The 21199-nt window shown below is 72.3% G+C and carries 22 protein-coding genes; 15 read left to right on the top strand and 7 right to left on the bottom strand.

The genetic code is table 11. The features are described from left to right. Window positions 1–31: 31 nt before the first annotated feature. Complete coding sequence (locus tag P3T37_RS23100; protein WP_280725702.1) at window positions 32–562, bottom strand: hypothetical protein; 531 nt, start codon at window positions 560–562, stop codon at window positions 32–34. Window positions 563–635: 73 nt separating this feature from the next. Between P3T37_RS23100 and P3T37_RS23095 the strand changes: the two genes are divergently transcribed. The 4 genes from P3T37_RS23095 (at window position 636) to P3T37_RS23080 (ending at window position 6025) form a co-directional block, all read left to right on the top strand. Next, window positions 636–1343, top strand: coding sequence for a response regulator transcription factor (locus P3T37_RS23095; protein ID WP_280725701.1), 708 nt, complete (start codon window positions 636–638; stop codon window positions 1341–1343). 53 nt (window positions 1344–1396) lie between these two features. Continuing rightward, entirely contained in the window at window positions 1397–2809 is a 1413-nt protein-coding gene (locus P3T37_RS23090) for a HAMP domain-containing sensor histidine kinase (RefSeq protein ID WP_280725759.1), read from the top strand. Between the two features lie 129 nt (window positions 2810–2938). Continuing rightward, a complete protein-coding gene (locus P3T37_RS23085) occupies window positions 2939–4519 on the top strand; it encodes a cellulose binding domain-containing protein (protein WP_280725700.1) in 1581 nt (526 codons plus the stop codon). Window positions 4520–4714: 195 nt separating this feature from the next. Beyond that, window positions 4715–6025: a glycosyltransferase 87 family protein gene (locus P3T37_RS23080; RefSeq protein WP_280725699.1), complete on the top strand. Its 1311-nt coding sequence runs from the start codon at window positions 4715–4717 to the stop codon at window positions 6023–6025. 36 nt (window positions 6026–6061) lie between these two features. Here the strand turns inward: P3T37_RS23080 and P3T37_RS23075 are convergent, their stop codons facing one another. Next, window positions 6062–6478, bottom strand: a complete 417-nt coding sequence (locus tag P3T37_RS23075) for an SsgA family sporulation/cell division regulator (RefSeq protein ID WP_280725698.1) — start codon at window positions 6476–6478, stop codon at window positions 6062–6064. 258 nt (window positions 6479–6736) lie between these two features. On the opposite strand from P3T37_RS23075, the gene P3T37_RS23070 reads away from it, so the two are divergent. Next, complete coding sequence (locus tag P3T37_RS23070) at window positions 6737–7885, top strand: RDD family protein (protein WP_280725696.1); 1149 nt, start codon at window positions 6737–6739, stop codon at window positions 7883–7885. Window positions 7886–7966: 81 nt separating this feature from the next. Continuing rightward, window positions 7967–8650, top strand: coding sequence for an RDD family protein (locus P3T37_RS23065; protein ID WP_280725695.1), 684 nt, complete (start codon window positions 7967–7969; stop codon window positions 8648–8650). A 36-nt stretch (window positions 8651–8686) separates the two neighbouring features. Here P3T37_RS23065 and P3T37_RS23060 read toward each other — a convergent pair whose 3' ends face one another. Next, a complete protein-coding gene (locus P3T37_RS23060) occupies window positions 8687–8947 on the bottom strand; it encodes a hypothetical protein (RefSeq protein WP_280725694.1) in 261 nt (86 codons plus the stop codon). 249 nt (window positions 8948–9196) lie between these two features. Here P3T37_RS23060 and P3T37_RS23055 point away from each other — a divergent pair, with 249 nt between their 5' ends. The 5 genes from P3T37_RS23055 to P3T37_RS37085 all read left to right on the top strand — a co-directional run bounded on the left by P3T37_RS23055 (window position 9197) and on the right by P3T37_RS37085 (window position 14301). Then, on the top strand, window positions 9197–9895 hold the full coding sequence (locus P3T37_RS23055) for an endonuclease V (protein WP_280725758.1): 699 nt from the start codon (window positions 9197–9199) through the stop codon (window positions 9893–9895). 120 nt (window positions 9896–10015) lie between these two features. Further along, the gene (locus tag P3T37_RS23050; RefSeq protein WP_280725693.1) at window positions 10016–10690 is read left to right on the top strand and encodes a DUF2563 family protein; all 675 of its coding nucleotides are present in this window, start codon (window positions 10016–10018) and stop codon (window positions 10688–10690) included. Window positions 10691–10784: 94 nt separating this feature from the next. Continuing rightward, window positions 10785–12203, top strand: a complete 1419-nt coding sequence (locus tag P3T37_RS23045; RefSeq protein WP_280725692.1) for a hypothetical protein — start codon at window positions 10785–10787, stop codon at window positions 12201–12203. Window positions 12204–12247: 44 nt separating this feature from the next. After that, window positions 12248–13435: a S8 family serine peptidase gene (locus P3T37_RS23040; protein WP_280725691.1), complete on the top strand. Its 1188-nt coding sequence runs from the start codon at window positions 12248–12250 to the stop codon at window positions 13433–13435. Window positions 13436–13446: 11 nt separating this feature from the next. Continuing rightward, window positions 13447–14301 (top strand): HIT domain-containing protein, encoded by an 855-nt coding sequence (locus tag P3T37_RS37085; protein WP_348533275.1) that lies wholly within the window; start codon window positions 13447–13449, stop codon window positions 14299–14301. Between the two features lie 9 nt (window positions 14302–14310). Here the strand turns inward: P3T37_RS37085 and P3T37_RS23030 are convergent, their stop codons facing one another. Together P3T37_RS23030 and P3T37_RS23025 are read right to left on the bottom strand one after the other, a co-directional pair. Next, entirely contained in the window at window positions 14311–14625 is a 315-nt protein-coding gene (locus tag P3T37_RS23030; RefSeq protein WP_280725690.1) for a hypothetical protein, read from the bottom strand. A 67-nt stretch (window positions 14626–14692) separates the two neighbouring features. After that, window positions 14693–15130 (bottom strand): hypothetical protein, encoded by a 438-nt coding sequence (locus P3T37_RS23025; RefSeq protein WP_280725689.1) that lies wholly within the window; start codon window positions 15128–15130, stop codon window positions 14693–14695. A gap of 290 nt (window positions 15131–15420) precedes the next feature. Between P3T37_RS23025 and P3T37_RS23020 the strand changes: the two genes are divergently transcribed. Then, entirely contained in the window at window positions 15421–16473 is a 1053-nt protein-coding gene (locus P3T37_RS23020) for a hypothetical protein (protein WP_280725688.1), read from the top strand. 11 nt (window positions 16474–16484) lie between these two features. On the opposite strand, the gene P3T37_RS23015 is transcribed toward P3T37_RS23020, so the two are convergent. Both P3T37_RS23015 and P3T37_RS23010 read right to left on the bottom strand, forming a co-directional pair. After that, a complete protein-coding gene (locus tag P3T37_RS23015; protein WP_280725687.1) occupies window positions 16485–17081 on the bottom strand; it encodes a nicotinamidase in 597 nt (198 codons plus the stop codon). A 96-nt stretch (window positions 17082–17177) separates the two neighbouring features. Beyond that, on the bottom strand, window positions 17178–18530 hold the full coding sequence (locus P3T37_RS23010; RefSeq protein WP_280725686.1) for a nicotinate phosphoribosyltransferase: 1353 nt from the start codon (window positions 18528–18530) through the stop codon (window positions 17178–17180). A 182-nt stretch (window positions 18531–18712) separates the two neighbouring features. Here P3T37_RS23010 and clpS point away from each other — a divergent pair, with 182 nt between their 5' ends. From clpS to P3T37_RS22995, 3 genes are all read left to right on the top strand, one after another. Next, a complete protein-coding gene (clpS, locus tag P3T37_RS23005; RefSeq protein ID WP_280725685.1) occupies window positions 18713–19006 on the top strand; it encodes an ATP-dependent Clp protease adapter ClpS in 294 nt (97 codons plus the stop codon). A gap of 56 nt (window positions 19007–19062) precedes the next feature. After that, a complete protein-coding gene (locus P3T37_RS23000) occupies window positions 19063–19638 on the top strand; it encodes a DUF2017 domain-containing protein (protein ID WP_280725684.1) in 576 nt (191 codons plus the stop codon). A gap of 98 nt (window positions 19639–19736) precedes the next feature. Further along, window positions 19737–21179 carry an amino acid permease gene (locus P3T37_RS22995; protein WP_280725683.1) on the top strand — a complete coding sequence of 481 codons (1443 nt, stop codon included), beginning with the start codon at window positions 19737–19739 and terminating at the stop codon, window positions 21177–21179. Window positions 21180–21199: the final 20 nt, after the last annotated feature.

Raw genomic sequence — 21199 nt, 5'->3', positions numbered from 1 at the left:
GTCCGCTCCGGGGCTGCTCGGCGTTGCGTGGTCAGCGGACCACGGTCTGGACGTCCGGGGCGTGGCCGTTCCAGGTCACGAAGACCGAGTTGGTGGCGTTGTTGAGGGAGAAGTCGATCCGCATCCACTCGTCGCCGTGCCAGACCTGCATCTGCCAGCCCGCGTCCGGGGTGGCCGAGACCAGCTCGGCGGAGTCCGGGTGGATGTCGAGTGCGACCCGGCCGCCGGGCACCAGGTAGCTGTGCACCGCGCTCGGGGTCGGGTCCGCGCTGTCGCCGCCGTCGGCGCTGTCGTCGTCGTTGCCGTCCTCGCTGCTCTCGGGCGTCGGCGTCGGTGACTGGTGCGTGGGCGCGGGCGGGGGCATGGTGGACGGCGATGGGGATGCGGACGGGGACGGCGCGGCGGCGGGACCGGGGGCCGCGGAGGTGGCCGGCAGCGGCAGCGGCTTCGGCGGCCCGAACGCGTCGTCGGACAGCACGCTGCTGACACCGAGCCAGGACAGCAGCACCGCCACCCCGGTGGCCGCCGCCCAGGCGCCCGTCTGAACCAGTCCGCTTCGCATCGTCCGGCCATCCTGCCGCATCGTGCCAGTGGACTGGACAACTGGTCCGGCCGATGCCGTACCGTGCAGGGCCATGGCAACAGTGCTCGTGGTCGAGGACGACCCGTTCGTACGATCCGCCCTCATCCGGCACCTGTCCGAGTGCGGGCACGCGGTGCGCAGTGTGGGCACCGCGCTGGAGGCGCTGCGCGAGGTCGCGCAGGTCGGCTGCGACCTGGTCATCCTCGACCTCGGGCTGCCCGATCTGGACGGCAGCGAGGCGCTCAAGATGATCCGCGGCCTGACCGACGTCCCGGTGATCATCTCCACCGCCCGGGACGACGAGGCGGAGATCGTCCGGCTGCTCAACGACGGCGCGGACGACTACCTGGTCAAGCCGTTCTCCGGGGAGCACCTGACGGCCCGGATGACCGCCGTGCTGCGCCGGCTCGGCGGCGGCATGGCGCCGACCGCCAAGATCCTGCGGGTCGGCGGCCTGGCGATCGACGCCCAGCGGCGCGAGGCGATGCTGGACGGGCGGCCGCTCGACCTGACCCGCCGCGAGTTCGACCTGCTGGCCTTCCTGGCCTCGCGGCCCGGGGTGGTGGTGCCGCGGCGGGAGATCCTGGCCGAGGTCTGGCGCCAGACCTACGGCGGCGACCAGACCATCGACGTCCACCTCTCCTGGCTGCGCCGCAAGCTCGGCGAGACGGCGTCCAACCCGCGCTACCTCTACACCGTGCGCGGCGTCGGCGTCCGGCTGGAGGCTCCGGTGCCGGCCGGTCCGGAGCAGCGGCCGTGAGATCGCCGGGGGGCGGCGCCGGGGGCGGGGAGCCCCGGCGCGGGGGGCAGTCGCTGCGCTGGGCACTGGTCAAGGCGGCGGTGGCCGGCACCACGATGGTGGCGCTGGCCTTCCTCATCCCGCTGGGCCTGATGGTCCAGAAGACCGCCCGCGACCGCGCCTTCACCGCCGCCGACCGGCAGGCGGCCGCGCTGGGCCCGGCGCTGGCGATCACCACCGACCAGGACGCGCTGTCCCGCGCGATGGCCAGCACGGACGCCGGCGCGCAGGGCCTGATCGCCGTCCACCTGCCGCCGCCGGTCGCCGGCCCGGCCGTCCGGGGGACGACCATCGGCGCGGCGCGGGCGAGCGACGCCGACATCTCCACCGCGAGCGGCGAGGGCCGCTCGATGACCGTGCAGGTCCCCGGCGGGTTCGCGCTGCTCCAGCCGGTGGCCGTGGACACCTCGCGGGTCGCCGTCGTCGAGGTGTACGTCGCCGACGGCGAGTTGACCCGGGGCGTGCGGACCGCCTGGCTGGTGCTCTCGCTGGTGGCCCTGTCGCTGGTCGCCATCGCGGTGCTGGTGGCCGACCGGATGGGCTCGCGGCTGGTCGGCGCGGCCCGCCGACTGGCCGTCGCCGCCCGCTCGTTGGGCGCCGGCGACCTCGCCGTCCGGGTCCCCGTCCAGGGCCCGCAGGTGGACGGCAGCCCCGCCGAACTCCAGGAGGCCGCAGTCGCGTTCAACGCGATGGCGGACCGCGTCGTGCACCTGCTGGCCGCCGAGCGCGAACTGGCCGCCGACCTCTCGCACCGGCTGCGCACCCCGCTCACCGTGCTGCGGCTGAACGCCGCCTCGCTCGGCGACGGGGACGCCGCTGACGCCACCCGGCACGCGGTCTCCCAACTGGAGCGCGAGGTGGACCAGATCATCCGCTCGGCCCGCCGCCCGGCCGAGGACGCCCCGGTGATCACCGTCGGCTGCGACGCCGCCGAGGTGATCCGCGAGCGGGTCGGCTTCTGGTCGGCGCTGGCCGAGGACGAGGGCCGCCGCTGGCGGCTGGCCGGCGCCGAGGCCCCGGCGCCGGTGCCCGTGCAGCGCGGCGACCTGGTGGCCGCCGTCGACGCGCTGCTCGGCAACGTCTTCCGGCACACCGTGATGGGCACCGCGTTCTCGGTGGACGTGCTGGCCACCGAGAACGCGGTGATCGTGCTGGTCGGCGACGCCGGGGCAGGCTTCGACGACCCGGCGGCCGCGCTGCGGCGCGGCGAGGGTGACGGCGGGGACGGCTCCACCGGGCTCGGCCTGGACATCGTCCGCAAGCTCGCCGAGGCCACCGGCGGGGACCTGGCGCTGGGGCGCTCGGCCGGGCTCGGCGGCGCGGAGATCCGGTTGCGACTGGCGCTCGGCGGGCCGTCCGTCGGTCGGCCCGGCCGTCAGCGGCGCCCGGGGCGGCGCAGACAGCGGGGCCGAGGGGATCTTTCTTAAGTAGTCCCTAAGAGACCTCTACCCGTCTCTGAGCGGGGGTTTCCCGGCCTGCGGGAGCGCTAGCGTCGGCGGCGTCGGGGCGGTCAACGCCTGGCGGATCGCTCGTAGTTCACCGCGGAGGTAGCACCCATGACGAACCAGTCCACGCCGCGCCGGGGCCACCGGCGGCGCAGCCGCAAGGGCGCCGTCCTCGGTGCGAGCGCGGTCGCCGCGGCCGTCGTCGCGGGCGGCGTGGTGGCGCTGGCCTCCTCGGCCAGTGCCGCCACGGTCGGCGCCGTCTACAGCAGAACCAGCAGCTGGGACAGCGGCTACACCGGCCAGTACCTGGTCAGCAACACCACCGGCAGCGCGACAGACGACTGGACGCTGGCCTTCGACCTGCCGGCCGGCGCGAAGATCGACTCGCTCTGGAACGCCGGCTTCACGCTCTCCGGGCAGCACGTCACGGTGAAGCCGGAGTCCTGGAGCAAGCACCTCGACCCCGGGAAGAGCGTGGACGTCGGGTTCGTGGTGGAGGGTTCCGGGCCGGCGCAGGCCGAGCCGGGCAACTGCCTGATCGACAACGTCTCCTGCAAGGCCGGCAACGGGCCGACCCCCGTCCCGTCCGGGCGGCCGACCACGGCGCCGCCGTCGCCGGTGCCGGTGCCGTCGTCGGTGCCGACCTCGTCGCCGACGGCTGCGCCTTCGGCGCCCGCCACCAGCGCGAAGCCGAGCGCGCGTCCCTCGGCCACTGCCACGCCGACGTCGTCGCCGACGTCCTCGCCCACGCCGGTGCCGGTACCTGCGTCCGGCGGGGCCGGGTTCGCACCGTATGTCGACACCTCGCTGTACCCGCCGTACGACCTTCTCGCCACCGCGAAGGCGACCGGCGTGAAGAACTTCACGCTCGCCTTCGTCGTCTCCGGCGGCGGCTGCGTGCCGAAGTGGGGCGGCGTCAGCGACCTCACATCCGACCCGGTCGCCTCGCAGATCGGCGCGCTGCGCGCGATCGGCGGCGACGTCCGGGTCTCCTTCGGCGGCGCCAACGGCAGCGAACTCGCCACCGCCTGCGGCTCGTCGGCCGACCTCGCCGCCGCCTACCAGCAGGTCGTCGACGCCTACGGCCTGAGCAGGATCGACTTCGACGTCGAGGGCGGGGCGCTGGCCGACACCGCCGCCAACACCCGTCGCGACCAGGCGATCGCCCAGCTGCAGCAGACCGCCGCGAGCAAGGGCAGGGCCCTCGACGTCTCGTACACGCTCCCCGCGCTGCCCACCGGCCTGACCCAGGACGGCATCAACCTGCTGGCCGACGCGCAGAGCAGCGGCGTGCGGATCGGCGCCGTGAACATCATGGCGATGGACTTCGGCGACGGCGTCGCCCCCAACCCCGGCGGCCGGATGGGCACGTACGCCATCGACGCGGCCACCGCCACCCAGGCGCAGGTCAAGAGCGTGCTGGGCCTGAGCGACGCGGCGGCCTGGTCGAAGGTCGCGGTGACCCCGATGATCGGCGTCAACGACGTCTCCTCCGAGGTCTTCACGGTCGCCGACGCCGGTCAGCTGGCCGCCTTCGCCCAGAGCAAGCACCTGGCCTGGCTGGCGATGTGGTCCGGCACCCGGGACAAGGCCTGCGACGGCGGCGCCAAGTCGTACGCGGACCCCAGCTGCAGCAGCATCGCGCAGCAGCCGCTGGACTTCACCAGGGCCCTGGGGGCCTACACGGGCTGACCCCTGGGACGGAGGGGCCCGGTGTGATCGGTGCGAAACGATCAAGGTCGAGGTTCGGGCCTCTCCGGTATGGTCGATTGTTGGTCGACCGACCGGCGGACGGAGCAGGCAGTGACAGCGGTGCAGCAGGACCCACGGACGGCGGGTGCCGGACCGAGGCCCGTCCCCGCTCCTTCGTCCGCATGGCGGCAGCGGGTGACCGAGCCGGTACGCGCGGTGCGGGAGGCGCCCCGGCGGCCGCTGCTGATCGCCTCGCTGGCAGCGGCAGTGTCGCTGCTCCTCTACGCCGTCGTCCGGCACTTCATCGGCACCTCGATGGTCGACATGATGGTCTACCGGGCCGAGGGCGCCGCCGTCGCCCACGGACGCGACCTCTACGCGCTGCGGGTCACCCAGTGGAACCTTCCCGCGACCTACCCGCCGTTCGCGGCCATGCTCTTCGTGCCGACCACCTGGGCCGCGGTGAGCTTCCTGCGGGTGGCGATCACGGCCGGCAACGTCGCGCTGCTGGGGCTGACCGCGCTGCTGGCCTTCCGGCTGGTCGGCTGGCCGCGCCGGGAGGTCCGCCCGGTGGGCGTCGTACTGGTCGCCGGGCTCGGGGTCTGGCTGGAGCCGGTCTTCACCACGCTGCGGTACGGCCAGATCAACCTGATCCTGATCTGCCTGGTCCTCTGGGACCTGACCCGTTCCGACGGCCACCGGTGGAAGGGCGTCGGCATCGGGATCGCGGCCGGGATGAAGCTCACACCGGGCATCTTCGCCGTCTACCTGCTGATCACCGGCCGGGTCCGGGCCGCCTTCGTGGCGGGCTTCACCTTCCTGGCCACCTTCGCGCTCGGCGGCGCCGTACTGCCCGGCGCCACCTGGGGGTTCTGGACCAAGTACCTGTACGACTCCTCGCGGGTCGGCAAGACCGAGATCGTCGACAACCAGTCGCTGCGCGGGGTCGCCGCCCGCTTCCTGCACCACGCCAACCCCGGGACGGCCGCCACCCTCGCCGCCGCCGTCGTCGCCGTGAGCGGCCTGGCGATCGCCGCCTGGGCCTACCGCAGCGGACGCTGCCTGCCGCGCGCCGAGGCGTGGGGCGTCTGCTGCGCCGCGATCACCGCGCTGCTGATCTCGCCGATCAGCTGGACCCACCACTGGGTGTGGTGCGTACCGGTGCTGGTGCTGCTCGCGGCCGAGGCCGCGCACGAGCGGTCCCGGCCGGCCGCGGTGCGGCGGGTGCGCTGGCGGGTGATCCTCGGCGCGACGACGCTGGCGTTCTGCTCGTTCTCGATGTGGCTCGTGCCGCACAAGGGGATCACCAACCTGCAGATGGGCCTGCTCAAGCAGATCCCGGCCGGGATGTACCCGTGGGTCGGGCTGTGCTTCCTGCTGCTGACCGCGCTGCGCGTGCGGGCGCGGCGGCGGGCCGCGGGCGAGCCGCTGGGACGCCTGCCGCGGCAGCGCGAGCTGGCCGCCGCGGTCGGTGGCGGACGTCAGCGCACCCCCGCGGCGCGCTGACACCCCCTCCTGGCCCCGGGCGGTTCCGTCGTTCCGTCACGCCAGCAGCTCGGCGAGCGAGCTGTCCAGATCCAGCACGGCCAGCTCGCTGCCCGGCGGCACCAGGCGGTGCGCGCGCTCCAGCCAGGCGGCGACCGCCGGGAGCGGCGCCTCCAACAGCGCGTCCCCGGCCGGGGAGGTCAGGGCGAGGCAGAGCACACTGCGCCGTCCGGCCCGGGTCGGCCAGATCCGCACGTCGCCCTGACCGCACGGGCGGAACGTCCCCTCGACCAGCAGCTCGCGGGAGAACACCCAGGTCACCGGGGTTCCGGTGTCGAGGTGGAAGGTGATGTGGACGGCGTACGGGTCGTGGCTCCCGTAGGAGAGCCGGGCCGGGACGGGCACGCTGCGCTCGGGGGAGAGCACCAGGTTCAGTTCGAGCTCGTGCTCGACCACGCTCAGCCGGCGGTCCATGATCGGTTCCTCTCTGTCCTTCTGGGGCCTTCCGAAGGCCTTGTCACCATGGAGAGCGCGGCGAGGGGTGGTTCTTACACACTTTCTCGGTGCCAATCTGCGGGGGCTTGGCGCAGGCTCCGGCCATAGCGTGCGCGGCGGTCGGCCGTCCCGTTAATCGACAACTTCCGCGCGCGCAGGTTTGGAGGCACTACCCTTTGTGACTGTCCGGCGACGTGGCGTGTGTCCCGCCGACCGTGCACAGGAGAGTAGATCTGAATGTCGGACCAGCCCTCGGTTGCCAGCGTGGACACGGCCGTCGTCCCCTCGCCCGGCTACTATCCGGACCCGTCCGTCCCGGGGTTCGTGCGCTACTGGAACGGCGGCGCCTGGGTGCCCGGGACCAGCAGGCCGGCGCCCGCCGCCGGCGAGGTGCTGGAGGTGCCGCGGTTCGCGGTGCGGCCCAACCCGCGGCCGAACGCCCGGTACATCCCGCCGCCGGTGGTGGTGCTGCCGGCGCAGGAGGCGGCGGAGACGGTGGAGACCGGGCCGGTGTTCTTGGACGAGACGGCGGCCGGGGCTGCGTTCACCATCGCGCCGGAGCTGGCGGACGGGTCCGCCTGGCGGGCGGATCCGCAGGCGCAGCGTGGGCTGATGGAGACGGGGACGGCGCCGCGCTGGGTGTCATGGGGCGTGGTGGAGGCGCCGGGGGCGGAGGTGGAGGTGGAGGTTCGTTCGGAGCGTGCGGAGGTGGAGGTCGCGGTCGCGGTCGCTCCGGTCGTCGTGCCTGCGGTTGTGCCTGCGCCTGTTGAGCCGGTGCCGGTGCCGGTGCCGGTGCGTGTGCCTGCGGTTGTGTCTGCGGTTGTGTCTGAGAAGTCGGCCAGGCCGACTTCTCAGACCGTGCAGCGCAACCGCCAGGCGGCGCCGAGGCCGGTGAAGCCGGTGAGACCGGCCGGCCTCGGGCGGCGGGCGGCCGCGCGTCTGCTCGACGGCCTCGTCCTCGCCGCCGTCGCCGCGGCGACCGCGCTGCCGTTCGTCGCCGACACCGAGGCGCACGTGCAGGTCAGGGTCGCGCAGGCGCGGGCCGCCAGTCAGCTGACGGGCCGGGAGGTCCAGGTGTGGCTGCTCGACGGCGTGGTCCTCGGGCGGCTCGGACTGCTCCTCGGGGTGTTGCTGCTGGTCGGCTTCCTCGGGGAGGTGCTCCCCACCGCCCGGACCGGTCGGACCCTGGGCAAGCGGCTGCTCGGCCTACGCGTCGTCAGGACGGACGCCCGCCGGCCGCCGACGCTGGGCCGCTCGCTGGGCCGCTGGCTGGTCGGGCAGCTCTCCGTCCTCACCCTGGTGGGCCTCCTCGCCGTGCTGGTCGATCGTCAGGGCAGGCGCGGCTGGCACGACCGGGTGGCAGGCACGAAGGTGGTCGAGGGCTGAGCGCCCGGACGGAGTGACGGGCATGGACAGAACGGGCTAAATATCCGTACTTCGTAGTATTTGCGGTGATCTACTCTCTGCATGAGTACTTACGACCCCTCGAACCCCGAGCCGGAGGGGGACGGCAAGCCCTCCTTCGACAAGAAGCCGCCGCAGCCGGGATCGCAGGCCAACGGGACGCCCGCGTCCGGTTCGCCGTACGACGCCGTGCCGCCCCCGTCCGCCGAGCCGTTCGGCGGCGGTGCGCCCTACGGCGTACGTCCCGGCGGTCCGTACGACTCCGCAGATCCGTCCTCCCCGTACCGTGCCCCCGGCTACGGCGGGCCCGCCGCTCCCGTGCCGGGGATGCCGCCGCTCGGCAGCTGGCTCAGCCGGATCGTGGCCCGGCTGATCGACTACGTGATCATCCAGATCGTCGCCTTCCTGCTGGTCCTGCCGTTCACCGGCTTCGGCAGTCGGGACGGCTGGACCGGTGGCGTCTGGCTCTTCTACGGCCTGTACCTCATCTACGAGGGCACGATGCTCTCCCGGGACGGCCAGACGCTGGGCAAGAAGGTGATGAACGTCCGGGTCGCCATGCTCATCGACGGGAGCAGCCCGAACGGTTCGGCCGGGTGGACGCGCGCCGCGACGTACACGCTGCCCGCGGTGCTGTGCTGCGGACTGTGGTGGCTGGCCGACGGTATGTTCGGCGTGTTCGACAAGCCGTACCGCCAGTGCGTCCACGACAAGGCGGCGAAGACCGTGGTGGTCTCCACGGTCTGATGTGCCGCGCGGGGTGGCGGTCCGCTGGACGGGAGGTCAGCGGCCGCCGGGGGCGGGGACGGAGGCAGGGGTGGAGGCGGCCGCGGGGGCCGCCGGCGCAGGCGCGGGGGGCGCTGCGGGGGCCGCGCGCCGGGGGGAGACCAGGGTCGCGGCGAACGCGCCGACCGCCACGGCGAGTACCACGAGCAGGGCGATCTCGGGGAAGCCGGTGGCGCCGGAGACCGCGAGCAGGAGCAGCGTGGTGGCGACGACGGTGCAGCTGCCGGTGCAGACCCTGGCGGCGAGTGATTGCGGCATGGCTGTCCGTCCTTCGCGCATCGGTGGACCGGAGCGGAATGGCCCCGCAGGAGACTTACCCCGTAGGGGAGTTCGGTAAGTTCAGGCTAACCGGGCATATGCGGGGGGCACAGGGGGCGCATGGACTCATGCCCCGCGCGACCGTGCCGTACGGGCTGCCCGAGCAGGGCGGATACGGTGGCGGTGACAGCGCGCCGAGTGCCGTACCGAGATGCTCCGGGGGAGTCCGTGACCGACCGCCGACCGTCGATCAGCCCTGTTGACCTGGCCGGTTGGCCTCGAACCGAGGCGGAGGCCGTCGCCGAGCAACTGCGCCTGCGGGAGCTCGTCGAGCCCTTCGGTGCGGGTCCGGTGGTGCTGGTGGCGGGAGTTGATGTGGCCTACGACGACGAGAACGACGTCGTCGCCGCCGCGGCCGTCCTGCTCGACCTCCGCACGCTGGAGGTGGTCGAGGAGACCACCGCCGTCGGCCGGATCGCCTTCCCGTACGTGCCCGGCCTGCTTGCCTTCCGTGAACTCCCGGCGGTGATCGACGCGTTGGCCAAGCTCGGGCAGACCCCCGACCTGGTGGTCTGCGACGGCTACGGCGTGGCTCATCCGCGGCGCCTGGGACTGGCCAGCCACCTCGGCGTGCTCACCGGCCTGCGAACGCTGGGGGTGGCCAAGACGCCCTTCACGTTCAGCCACCAACTCCCGGGCGCCGAGCGGGGGGAGTGGACCCCGCTGGTGGACGAGGCGACCGGCGAGGAGGTGGGCCGTGCGGTCCGCACCCGTGCGGGGGTGAAGCCGGCCTTCGTGTCGGTCGGCCACCGGATCGGGATCTCCGAGGCCGTCGACTGCGTACTCGCCCTGACCCCCCGCTACCGGCTGCCGGAGACCACCCGGCGGGCGGATTCGCTGTGCCGCCGGGCGCTGCGGGAGTTGGCGGGGGAGCGAAAGACGGGCTGAGCCACCGTTCCGGGTGGGCTGTGTGCGGCATTCTGACGGGGCATGACATGTGTTAGACATGGGAGCGAGACCGGGGTGGAGACCTGTCAGGCAGGCGCGAGTAGGGGGAGGCGCGGGTTCGTGGCCGACACGGGGAGCAGTGCTGCGGGCAGCGCTGGCAGCGCGGGCAGCGCTGGTACGGGATATCGGGTCGAGGTGGACAACCTGCGGGCGTTCGCCGGTCAGGTCCGGGGCCTGCTGAAGGAGTTCCAGTCGAGTGCGGACGGCGCCACCACGCACGCCCGCACCGGGATCGGCCGGGGTTCGTTCGGCACCTTCGCGGAGGCGAACGCGCTCCACGACCAGTACGAGCTGATGCGTGACGGCCTGCGCGACGTCCTTAACGCGCTCCAGGAAGCGATCGACGAGGCGCAGCGGAAGGCCGACCTGACCGCCGCCAGCTACGAGGACCAGGAGCACCGGACGGCACAGGACCTCAAGGTCACCTCGGACGGGTGGTCGGTGGGCAGTACGTCGGCGTCGTACGCGTTGTACCTCGGTGCGGCGGCCGGTGCAGCGGCCGGGGCAGCGGCCGGAACGGTCGCGGGCCGGGCGGCGGCGAAGAGCGCGGGGACGGCGACGGGTACAGGGACGGGTACAGGGACGGGGGCGGAGTCGGACCAGGTCGTCGACGGTGAGGTCGTCCTCCCGGGCGGCGCGGGAGGCGGCGCAGGCACCGGCAAGGGCAGGCCCGCCAAGCCGGCACCCGGCAGCGGCCCGGACGGCAACGGCGGCATCGCGCAGCCGACATGGTGACCACGCCGCGCGGATCGAACGGGACGGGAGGCGTCCGGGCATGAGCTCCGATATCACCGACTTCAACAACTACAGCCACAGTGACCTGCGGAAGATGGCCGAGGCCATGAACTCGGGTGACGTGATGTCGGCCAGCGACCCCTGGCGCCGAGCGGCCGCAACCCTGAAGCAGATCCGCACAGCCCTGGACACCGCCTCCGGCGATGCGACCGACACCTGGGAAGGCAGCACCAGCAACGCCTTCTACGAGAAGATGACCAAGCTCGCCGGCAGCGTCAACAACACGGCCGCATACGCCAACGATGCCGCGAACACGCTCCAGATGATGTCCGAGGCCATCGACGAGGCGAAGCGCGAGATGCCCGAGGAACCGGGCTTCCTCGCCCAGGTCGGCAACGCGATCTCGGACACCGCCCAGTCGGCGGTGGGCATCGAGGACGACAGCACGCAGATCCCGCTCGCCGACCGGAAGAAGGCCGAAGCGGTCGCGGTGATGCAGACGCTGGCCAACAAGTACCGGACGGCGACACCGGTGTTGAAGCCGCCGGCGATGACCTCTCCGTCGGAGGTCGACAAGATCCCCCCTCCAGACCCCACGGCTTCTGCAGCGGCCAGTGCGTTCATCATGGGAGCCGGGCTCGGGGCCATCGGTGGCTACTCCACCTCAGCTGCCGGGAAGGATCAGTCTTCCCCTGTCCGGACGACGGTTCCAGCAGTGGAGTCTCCTCGTACGTCGACTGCGCGGACTGCAGCTCCCACTGATGCGGGGATCCAGGGCGGCGTGGCCAACCCTGCCCCCAAGCCGCCCAGGACTGTCGGCATCGGCGCTGAGCCAGCTCCTGTGAGCGGGCAGCAGCCCACCGCCTCCGGGGCGACCGGGGGTGGCGCAGGGACGAGTCTGGCCAACGCGGGCAGCCTCGGGGCGAGTCCAGCGCCAACGGGCGGTGCGTCGGCTGCCGGCAGCGTCGCAGGGGTGACGGGCGGCGGGAGCACTGCGATGCCCATGGGGTTCGGCGGTGGGCTCACCGGCAACTCCGGGCGGACTGCGGGTGCGGCACCGGCGAAGTGTGAACCGATCGACGGCGGGTTGATGGGCGAGGAGACCGGCGGGCGGTCCGGCGGTTCCAAGGCGGCAGGTGGTTCGGGAGCCGTCTTCGACCCGGAGGGAGTGCCGAGCGCGGGCGCTGCGCGGCCCGTTGGCTCGGGCGCCGGGGCCAGGGCGGGTGGAGTCGCCCGACAGGCGCAGGGGGCGATCGGTGAGGCCGAGGGCGAGGAGCGCGCTGTCGGAGGTCGTCAGAAGGCCTTCACGGAAGGCGGTACGGGCCTGGGCGCTCGCGGACGCGTACCGGCCGAGCCCGAGGGAACCGGGCCGGAGGGCATGGGGTTCCTGCCGGGCAGCGCCCAGGAGTTGAAGCGTAAGAAGCGCCGCGAGGGCAAGCGCGCCGAGTACCTCGTCGAGGACGAGGAGACATGGATGCCGGACGAGGACGCCAATCCGCACGTGGTGGAATGAGTTCCTGGTACGAACGGCAGATCCGAGGAGTGGAGCGAGCAGGCATGACGACCAGCCGGCTGGTGCGGGGCATGGCCGTCCTTGCGGCGGGCACGCTGTTGTGGGCGCTGAGTGCGGGGCCGGCGGCCGCCGACAACGTCCGTGACCAGCAGTGGGCGTTGAAGGCGTACGAGGCGGAGAGCAAGGTCTGGCCGATCAGTCAGGGCGAGGGCGTGACGGTCGCGGTCATCGACAGCGGTGTCTATGCGGACCAGCAGGACCTGACCGGGCAGATCCTCAGTGGTGGAGATGTCTCAGGAGCCCATACGGATGGGCGCGTTGACTCAATGGGTCACGGAACCAGCATGGCCGGACTGATTGCCGGCCATGGGCACGGTGACCAGGCCGGGGTCATGGGGCTCGCGCCGAAGGCAAAGATCCTGCCGGTGAGAATGGCGCTCACCGAGGACGGTGAGATCGGATCGGCCACAGGGGATACGGGGTTCGCAGATGCGCTGCGCTACGCCGTTGACCATGGTGCGAAAGTCGTCAATATGTCCATCGGCACAGGGGCGCTCCGGGCAAATGCTGACGCGCGCGCGGCGGTCAACTATGCGGTGAGCCGGGATGTCGTTCTTGTCGCGGCTACAGGAAATCTGGGGAACATCGCGGGGGCCCCAATCGACTATCCTGCCGCATTTCCCGGTGTGGTCGCGGTAGGAGCTATCGACCAACAGGGAAACATCTGGGCCAGGTCGGACTGTGGGCCGGAGATCACCCTCGTGGCGCCAGGGGTTGATATCCGCAGTACAAGCAACAAGGCTCCCGACGACTACGGCTATGCGGACGGCACTTCCGACGCCACCGCCTACGTCTCCGCCATCGCCGCGCTCGTCCGCTCCAAGTACCCCGCCCTCTCCGCCGGTCAGGTCATCAACCGGATGATCACCAGCGCCGCCGCGCCCCCCGACGGCAGCAAGGTGCCCAACGACCGCTACGGCTACGGCATCGCGTCCCCGTCCAAGGCGTTGGCGCCCAATCCGGCGGTGGACAACGGGTCCAGGGCCAATCCGCTGCTCGGCCGGGTGGAGTCGCAGGGGGCGCCGGAGACGGCGGGTCCAGTCGTGCCGGTGGTGGCGGGGAAGGCGGCTTCCGGGGCGGTTCCCGTCTGGTTGTACGGTGTTGGGGCGGTCGTGGCGCTGATGGTCACGCTGGGGGTCGTCGTCCTGGTTCGCCGCGCACGTCTTCGATGAGGAGTCCCCTCGTGCCCCTGGAATCCGCTGCCGGTGCCGGTTGCTTCAGTTGTGCAAACAACGCGCTGCTTTCCGAGTTGCCGCCCCGGCAGCTGGTCGGCGCGGACGGGCACTGGCGGGTCGCGCACGCGGTGAACTGTTCGCTGCCCGGGTGGCTGGTGCTGGTTCCGCGGCGGCATGTGACGCGGGTGGCCGAGCTGACGGACGAGGAGGCGGCCGGGCTGGGGCTCTGGCAGGTGCGCCTGTCACGGGCGTTGGAGGCGGTGACGGGCTGCGAGAAGACGTACGTGGCCCAGTTCGCCGAGGCGCCGGGGTTCGGCCATGTGCACTTCCACCTCGTGCCGCGCTCGGCTGATCTCGCGCCGGAGCTCCGGGGGCCGGGTGTCTTCGGGCATCTCGCCGCGGCGGAGCCGCTGGACGAGGCCGCGATGGACGAGATCGCCTCACGTCTGCGGGACGAGCTGGCACGGCGGGACGAGCCGGCACCGCGGCACGAGCGCTTCGCCGGCCTGCACCACGTCCAACTGTCCATCCCCCGCGGGGCGGAGGCGCAGTGCCGGGAGTTCTGGGGCGGGGTGCTGGGGATGACGGAACTGGAGAAGCCGCCCGTGTTGGCGGCCCGGGGCGGCTGCTGGTTCCGGGGTGGTGGGCTGGAGGTGCATCTCGGGGTGGAGGAGGAGTTCGCCCCGGCTCGCAGGGCGCACCCGGGGATCCGGGTGAACGGGCTGCGCGAGCTGGCCGATCGGCTGGAGGCGCACGGTCATCCGGTCCGCTGGGACGGTGAGCTCCCCGGGCATGACCGGTTCCACGCGTTCGACAAGCTCGGCAACCGTCTGGAGTTCCTGGAGCCTCACCGGGCCGGGTAGTCGGGTGGGTCAGGGGGCTGCCGCGCCGGTCAGTTCGCGGGCTTCCAGGTAGGTGTGGACCACCGCCATCCCGTACACGGGCTGGATCAGCTGCTGGCCCTTGAAGAACGGCCGGGCGGGGGCGAAGCCGGCGGCTATGACCAGTTCGCGGATCTCCGCTATCTCCGCCTCGCTGCGCGCGGTGAAGCGGACCTCCCATCCCTTCTTGTACGTCGTGCCCTGCTCGCCCGTGCGACGGGCGGGGTCCGGGCGACGTACGTAGCCCGGCAGCCGGCCCATGCGCAGCTGTGCGGCGCTCAGACCTGATGTCTCGTCATGTGGCATGACCTGATCGTAGGCAATGGCTGTGGCGCGGGTGCCGGGAGGGACAGAAGCTGGCGCGTGGTCCAGGTCACACGGCGTTCTGGGCGGCCAGCGCGCGCAGTGCGGTGCGCTGGGTGTAGGCGAGCAGGACGACGGTGACGGCGCCCATCGCGAGCGCGAAGACCAGGTGGCCGGCGGTGGAGGTCACCGCCGCGCCGAGGGCGCCGAGGGCGACGTGGCTGCCGAGGCGCAGGGCGAGCAGGCCGAGGGCGACTTTGCGGGTGCCCTTGCCGCGCCAGAGGGCCTTGGCGAGCCGCAGGCGCTTGCGCATCATGGTGAGCGAGAGGGTGATGTTGATGATCACCAGCGCCACCAGGGCGGGCCAGACCTGGGGGTAGGCCTTCAGCAGGTCGTAGGCGGAGGCGAACAGGGCCTCGAATCCGAAGAACCAGACCGGCAGCTTCATCTCCTCCATCCCCGGGGCCTCAGCGGTGTCCGTGGCCTGGACGGCGGTGATGGTGCTCATGGCGGGTCCCCCGGCGGTAGCGTCCGTGTCCCGGCCTCGCGTCGTTCGCCCCGCCGGTGGGATCGATTCTGCCGCGCCGACTCGGCCGGACGACAGAGCGTTCGATCACCGCCGCCGGATGACAGATGTCATGGCATGCCCTGCGGTTCCGCAACCGCTTTGCTCCCTATTACTCCGTTTGGGTGAGGGTATGGAGACTTTAGTGCAGGAGCGTCCCGATTTGACGACGGTTCAGTAACGGTGCGTCAGGTTGCGAATGCTGCGACCGGGTGACTGGGGAGGGTTGTCGCATGAGCTACCAGATCCCTTCCCCCGCCCCTTCGCTCGAAGAGCTGGCCCGCCGCCAGCAGAACGTGATCACGGCAAGTCAGCTGCGGGCCCGTGGAGTTCCCGCCCGGGTGGTCAGCGGGCACTGCCGGCGCGGCGGCCCGTGGCAGCGCCTGCTGCCGCGCGTCTACCTGCTGCAGGAGAACGCTCCGACGCCCGAGCAGCGGATCTGGGCCGCGCTGCTCTACGCGGCCCAGAACGGCCGCGAGGAGGGTCGCCGCGAGGGTGCGGTGATCACCGGCGCGGCGGCCCTGGCGCTGTACGGCTTCGCCGCCGTCCCCCGGCTGCCGGCCGTCACCGGGGTGCAGGTGCTGGTTCCCCGCCAGCGCCGGCTGCGGGACGTCGGCGACGTCCGGATCCAGCGCACCGAACGGGAGTTGCAGGCCCGCGAGGTGCACGGGCTGGCCTGCGCGCCGGTGCCGCGGGCGGTCGCCGACGCGCTGCGCGAGTGGACGGACGCGGGGGTGCTGGACGCCGGTCTGCTCGGCCCGGGCCTGCTGCGGTCGGTGCTGCGCGAGGCGCTCGCGGCGCCGTCCGACGGTGCGCGGCCGGCCTGCACGCCGGCCGAGCTGGTCGCCGAACTGCGCGAGGCGGACCTGCTCGGGGTGCCGCGGATCCGCGCCGCCCTGGACGAACTGCTCGCCGCCGAAAGGGAGTCGGTGCTCGCCCGGCTGGCCGAGCTGCTGGACGAGCAGCTGCTGCCGGTGCCGTTGGCCGGCCCCGAACTGCGGATGCGCGGCGGGACGTTCATCGCCGTGCCGGATCTCTACTGGCCGCAGGCGGCGGTCGCGGTGGAGGTCGACTCGGGCCTGCGCTGCGTCAGCGAGGGCGAGGCGGCCTGGGTGCGGACCGGCCAGCACCGGATGGAGTACCTCGGGGTGCGGGTGGTGTACGTCTGCGGCGACCGGGTGGCCGCCGAACCCGAGGCGGTCGGCGCGGAGTTGCGGGAGGCCTACGTGGCCGGCGGGGTGGACGTGGTGGAACTGCTGGTCACCCAGTGGCCGGACCACAGCTGAGTGCCGAGAGCCTACGAAGCGCTGCCCAGCACCGGCGCACCCGACAACTCCACACCAGCGGAGCGCAGTTCCTCCAGCGCCGCCGCCGTGGTCGCGGGAGCGACCCCCGCCGTCAGGTCGAGCAGCACGCGCGCCGCGAAGCCCTCCCGGACGGCGTCCAGCGCGGTGGCCCGCACGCAGTGGTCGGTGGCGATGCCGACCAGGTCCACCGCGGTGACCGAGCGCTCCCGCAGCCACTGGGCGAGCGTGCGGCCGTTCTCGTCGAAGCCCTCGAAGCCGCTGTACGCGGCCGAGTGGGCGCCCTTCTCGAAGACCGCCTCGATCGCGCCGGAGGTCACCGACGGCGCGAAGTTGGGGTGGAAGCCCACCCCCTCCGTCCCCGCCACGCAGTGCGGCGGCCAGCTGTCGACGAAGTCCGGCTCCGCCGAGAAGTGCGCCCCCGGGTCCAGGTGGTGGTCCCGGGTGGCGAGGATGTGCGCGTAGTCGTCCCCGCTGGTGGCGATCAGCTCGGTGATCGCGGCCGCCACCTCCGCCCCGCCCGAGACGGGGAGGCTGCCGCCCTCGCAGAAGTCGTTCTGCACATCGATGACGATCAGGGCCCGGTGCATGGCTTGCTTCCTCGCTGGCGGTCGGGGGACGGGGAGTGGGGCCACTCTAGGGAGTGGCGGTGACAGGGGGAAGAGGCGGTTGTCAGGTCGCCTCGCTCAGTGCAGCAGCAGTTCGGTGGCGAGCACCGGCTCGCCCTTGGAGAGCTGGGTGGCGGAGAGCGGCAGCCCGGCGCGGGCGCGCAGGTGACGCTCGCGCGCGGCGGTCAGCGGTTCGCGTCCGACCACCTCGCCGCGGTGCACCATCGGGACGTGCAGGCTGTACGCGCTCAGCTCGGCAGGCTGCGGCCCGGTGCCCACCACCTCGGCCTCGGCCACTCCGTCGCGGTCGGGCCGCCGGGCGGCCCACTTGCGCCCGCCGACGCTGCTCTTGGCCCCCGCCGAACGCTTGGCGACCGGCACCAGCGGTGCGTCCGGCTCGGCCGAGGCGGCCCGGGCGACCAGCTTGTAGACCATCGCGCAGGTCGGGTGGCCGCTGCCGGTGACCAGGCTGGTGCCGACGCCGTAGCCGTCCACGGGCGCCGCGGCGAGGGCGGCGATCGCGTACTCGTCGAGGTCGGAGGTGACGATGATCCGGGTCTTGTGGGCGCCCAGTTCGTCCAGTTGGCGGCGGACCCGGTGGGCCAGCAGGGTGAGGTCGCCGGAGTCGATCCGCACCGCGCCGAGCTCGGGTCCGGCCACCTCGACGGCGGTGCGGACGGCCTCGGCCAGGTCGTAGGTGTCCACCAGCAGGGTGGTGCCGACGCCCATCGAGGCGAGCTGCGCGGTGAAGGCGTCCCGCTCGCTGTCGTGCAGCAGGGTGAACGCGTGCGCGGCCGTGCCGGTGGTCGGGATGCCGTGGGTGAAGCCCGCCTCCAGGTCCGAGGTGGCGGCGAAGCCGGCGACGTACGCGGCTCGGGCGGCGGCCACCGCCGCGCCCTCGTGGGCCCGCCGGGCGCCCATCTCGATGCACGGACGGCCCCCGGCGGCGGCCGTCATCCGGGAGGCGGCGGCGGCGATCGCCGAGTCGTGGTTGAGGATCGAGAGGATCACCGTCTCCAGGATGACCGCCTCCGCGAAGCTGCCCTCGACGGTGAGCAGCGGCGAGCCGGGGAAGTAGACCTCGCCCTCGGGGTAGCCGTGGATGTCGCCGGAGAACCGGTAGTCGGCCAGCCAGCGCAGGGTCTCCTCGTCCACCACGCGCTGGTCGGCCAGCCAGTCCAGCTGCGGGGTGGTGAAGCGGAAGTTCTCGACGGCGTCCAGCACCCGGCCGGTGCCGGCCAGTACGCCGTAGCGGCGGCCGTCGGGCAGTCGCCGGGTGAAGACCTCGAAGACCGAGCGGCGGTGCGCCGCGCCGCTGCGCAGTGCCGCCTGCAGCATGGTCAGTTCGTAGCGGTCGGTGAGCAGCGCGGTCGAACCGGCTGGCGACTGGGTGGGCGCGGCCGACTGCGCCGCGAATGCTGTGGCGTCCATGAGGATGATGCTACTACGACTTAGCGTCAGTTTGACGATTTCTCGCGGAAGAGTCGCGCCGCGGGACGGCCGGCGTGGAATCGCTGGCGGCCGGGGCGGAATCGCTCCGGGGTCGCCCGGATGGCAGCATGGGAGGCCGGAGCAGCCCTGCCCCAACCGTGCCCAGCTAGGAGAGCCCGCCCGTGAGTGTCGCGCCGGCCGAGATCGAACTCCCCGAGGCGGACAGCCTCCCGGTGGCGGAGCCGGACACACCGTGGGTCACCATCGTCCACAACGACCCGGTCAATCTGATGAGCTACGTCCAGTACGTCTTCCAGGCCTACTTCGGCTACCCGAAGGAGAAGGCGCGCAAGCTGATGATGGACGTGCACACCCGCGGCCGCGCGGTGGTCTCCAGCGGATCGCGCGAGGAGATGGAGCGGGACGTCCAGGCCATGCACGGCTACGGGCTCTGGGCCACGCTCCAGCACGACTGACGGCCTCGGGCCGCAGTACCGAAGATGACACACGAACCGGAACGGGTTGCTTAACGATGGCTGGGTTGTTCGAGGGGACCGGCGACGGCGGAGCGGCGATCGCTCTGGAGGAGCTGGAGGCTGCCATCCTCCGCTCGCTGGAGGTGCAGATGCTGGAGCTGATCGGCCCGGGCCCCGGCGGTGAGAGTGAGGACCCGCTCGCCGCGCTCTTCGCCGAGGGCCCCACCGAGGCCCCCGTCGACCCCGCGCTGGCCCGGCTCTTCCCCGACGCCTACGGCGAGCCCGGCAAGCCCGCGGACCCGCAGACCAGGGCGGCGGCCGGCGAGTTCCGCCGTTACACCGAGCTCGACCTGCGGGCCCGCAAGCGCGACGACGCGCTGCTGGTGGTCCGCGCGCTGGACACCCTGGGCGGCGCCGGCGGCGTGGTCCGCGCGGCGGCCGAGGACTGCCCGCGCTGGCTCTGCGCCTTCAACGACCTGCGGCTGACCCTCGGTGCCCGGCTGGAGATCACCGAGGAGGACGAGCAGGGCCTCTACGACCTGCCGGACAGCGACCCGCGCAAGCCGCTGGTGATGGCCTACCTCTGGCTCGGCGCGATGCAGGAGTCGCTGCTGGAGGCGATGACCGGCTGACTGCCGGCTGACGACCGGCTGACCGATCCACCCCGGTTTGCTCAAATAACGCTCAGATGCGCACTACTGACCGTTTTCGCTGTGGTACGACGGTGCCCATGGCCGAGCAGACGTGTGACCAAGCGGTGGACTCAGGACCCGACGAGGAGGGCTACGCCCGCGGGCTCGGCAGTCGCCAGATCCAGATGATCGCGATCGGCGGTGCGATCGGCACCGGGCTCTTCCTGGGTGCCGGCACCGCGATCTCCAAGGCCGGGCCGAGCCTGATCCTGGCCTACGCGATCGCGGGCGTGGTCATCTTCGTCATCATGCGGGCGCTGGGCGAGCTGCTCACCTACCGGCCGGTGGCCGGCAGCTTCAGCGAGTACGCACGCGAGTTCCTCGGCCCGTTCGCGGGGTACGTCACCGGCTGGACGTACTGGCTGTTCTGGGTGGTCACCGGCATGGCCGAGACCACCGCAGCCGCCGTCTACGTGAAGTACTGGGCGCCGGGCATCCCGCAGTGGCTCAGCGCGCTCTGCTTCCTGCTGGTGCTCTACGCCGCCAACCTGATCTCGGTGAAGCTCTTCGGCGAGATCGAGTTCTGGTTCTCGATGGTCAAGGTGACGGCGATCATCGGGATGATCCTGATCGGGATCGGCGTGCTGACGCTGGGCTTCGGCAAGGCGGGCGAGACCGCGTCGGTGACCCATCTGTGGCAGGACGGCGGCTTCTTCCCCAAGGGCGTCGGCGCCACGCTGATGACCCTCCAGATCGTCATGTTCGCCTACCTCGGCGTGGAGTTGGTCGGTGTGACGGCCGGCGAGAGCGAGGACCCGGAGAAGACCCTGCCGCGGGCCATCAACACGCTGCCGCTGCGCATCGTGCTCTTCTACATCGGCTCGTTGGCGGTGATCCTCGCCGTGGTGCCGTGGACCGAGTTCCAGCCCGGCGTCAGCCCGTTCGTCGCCGCGTTCGGGAAGATCGGCATCCCGGCGGCGGCCGGCATCATCAACTTCGTGGTGCTCACCGCGGCGCTCTCCTCCTGCAACTCGGGCATGTACTCCACCGGTCGGATGCTGCGCGAGCTGGCGATGCGCGGTCAGGCGCCCAGCCGGATGACCGCGCTGAACAAGCGTCAGACCCCGGCCGCCGCGATCACCGCCTCCGCGCTGCTGATGGGCGCGGGCGTGCTGCTCAACGCGGTGGCGCCGGGCAAGGCCTTCGAGTACATCACCGCGGTGGCCACCGTCTGCGGGATCTGGACCTGGTCGATCATCCTGATCTGCCAGATCCGCTACCGCACGGCCTGGCAGCGCGGCGACCTCCCGGAGCCGAGCTTCAAGGCCCCCGCGGGTCTGTGGAGCAGCTGGGCGGCGCTCGGCTTCCTCGGCCTGGTGGTGGTGCTGATCGCCTTCGATGCGGACAACCGGATCTCGCTCTACGTCTTCCCGGTCTGGGCGGTGCTGCTGGTGATCGGCTATCAGGTGCTCAAGCGGACCAGGCCGGAGGCGGTGCGCGGTACGGCCGACGAGCAGCTGCCCGTCGCGGGGCCACGGTGATCTCGGCCCGGCGGCGCGTG

Source organism: Kitasatospora sp. MAA4 (genome assembly GCF_029893355.1).
GTDB lineage: Bacteria > Actinomycetota > Actinomycetes > Streptomycetales > Streptomycetaceae > Kitasatospora.
This window is presented reverse-complemented; position numbering and strand designations above follow the sequence as displayed.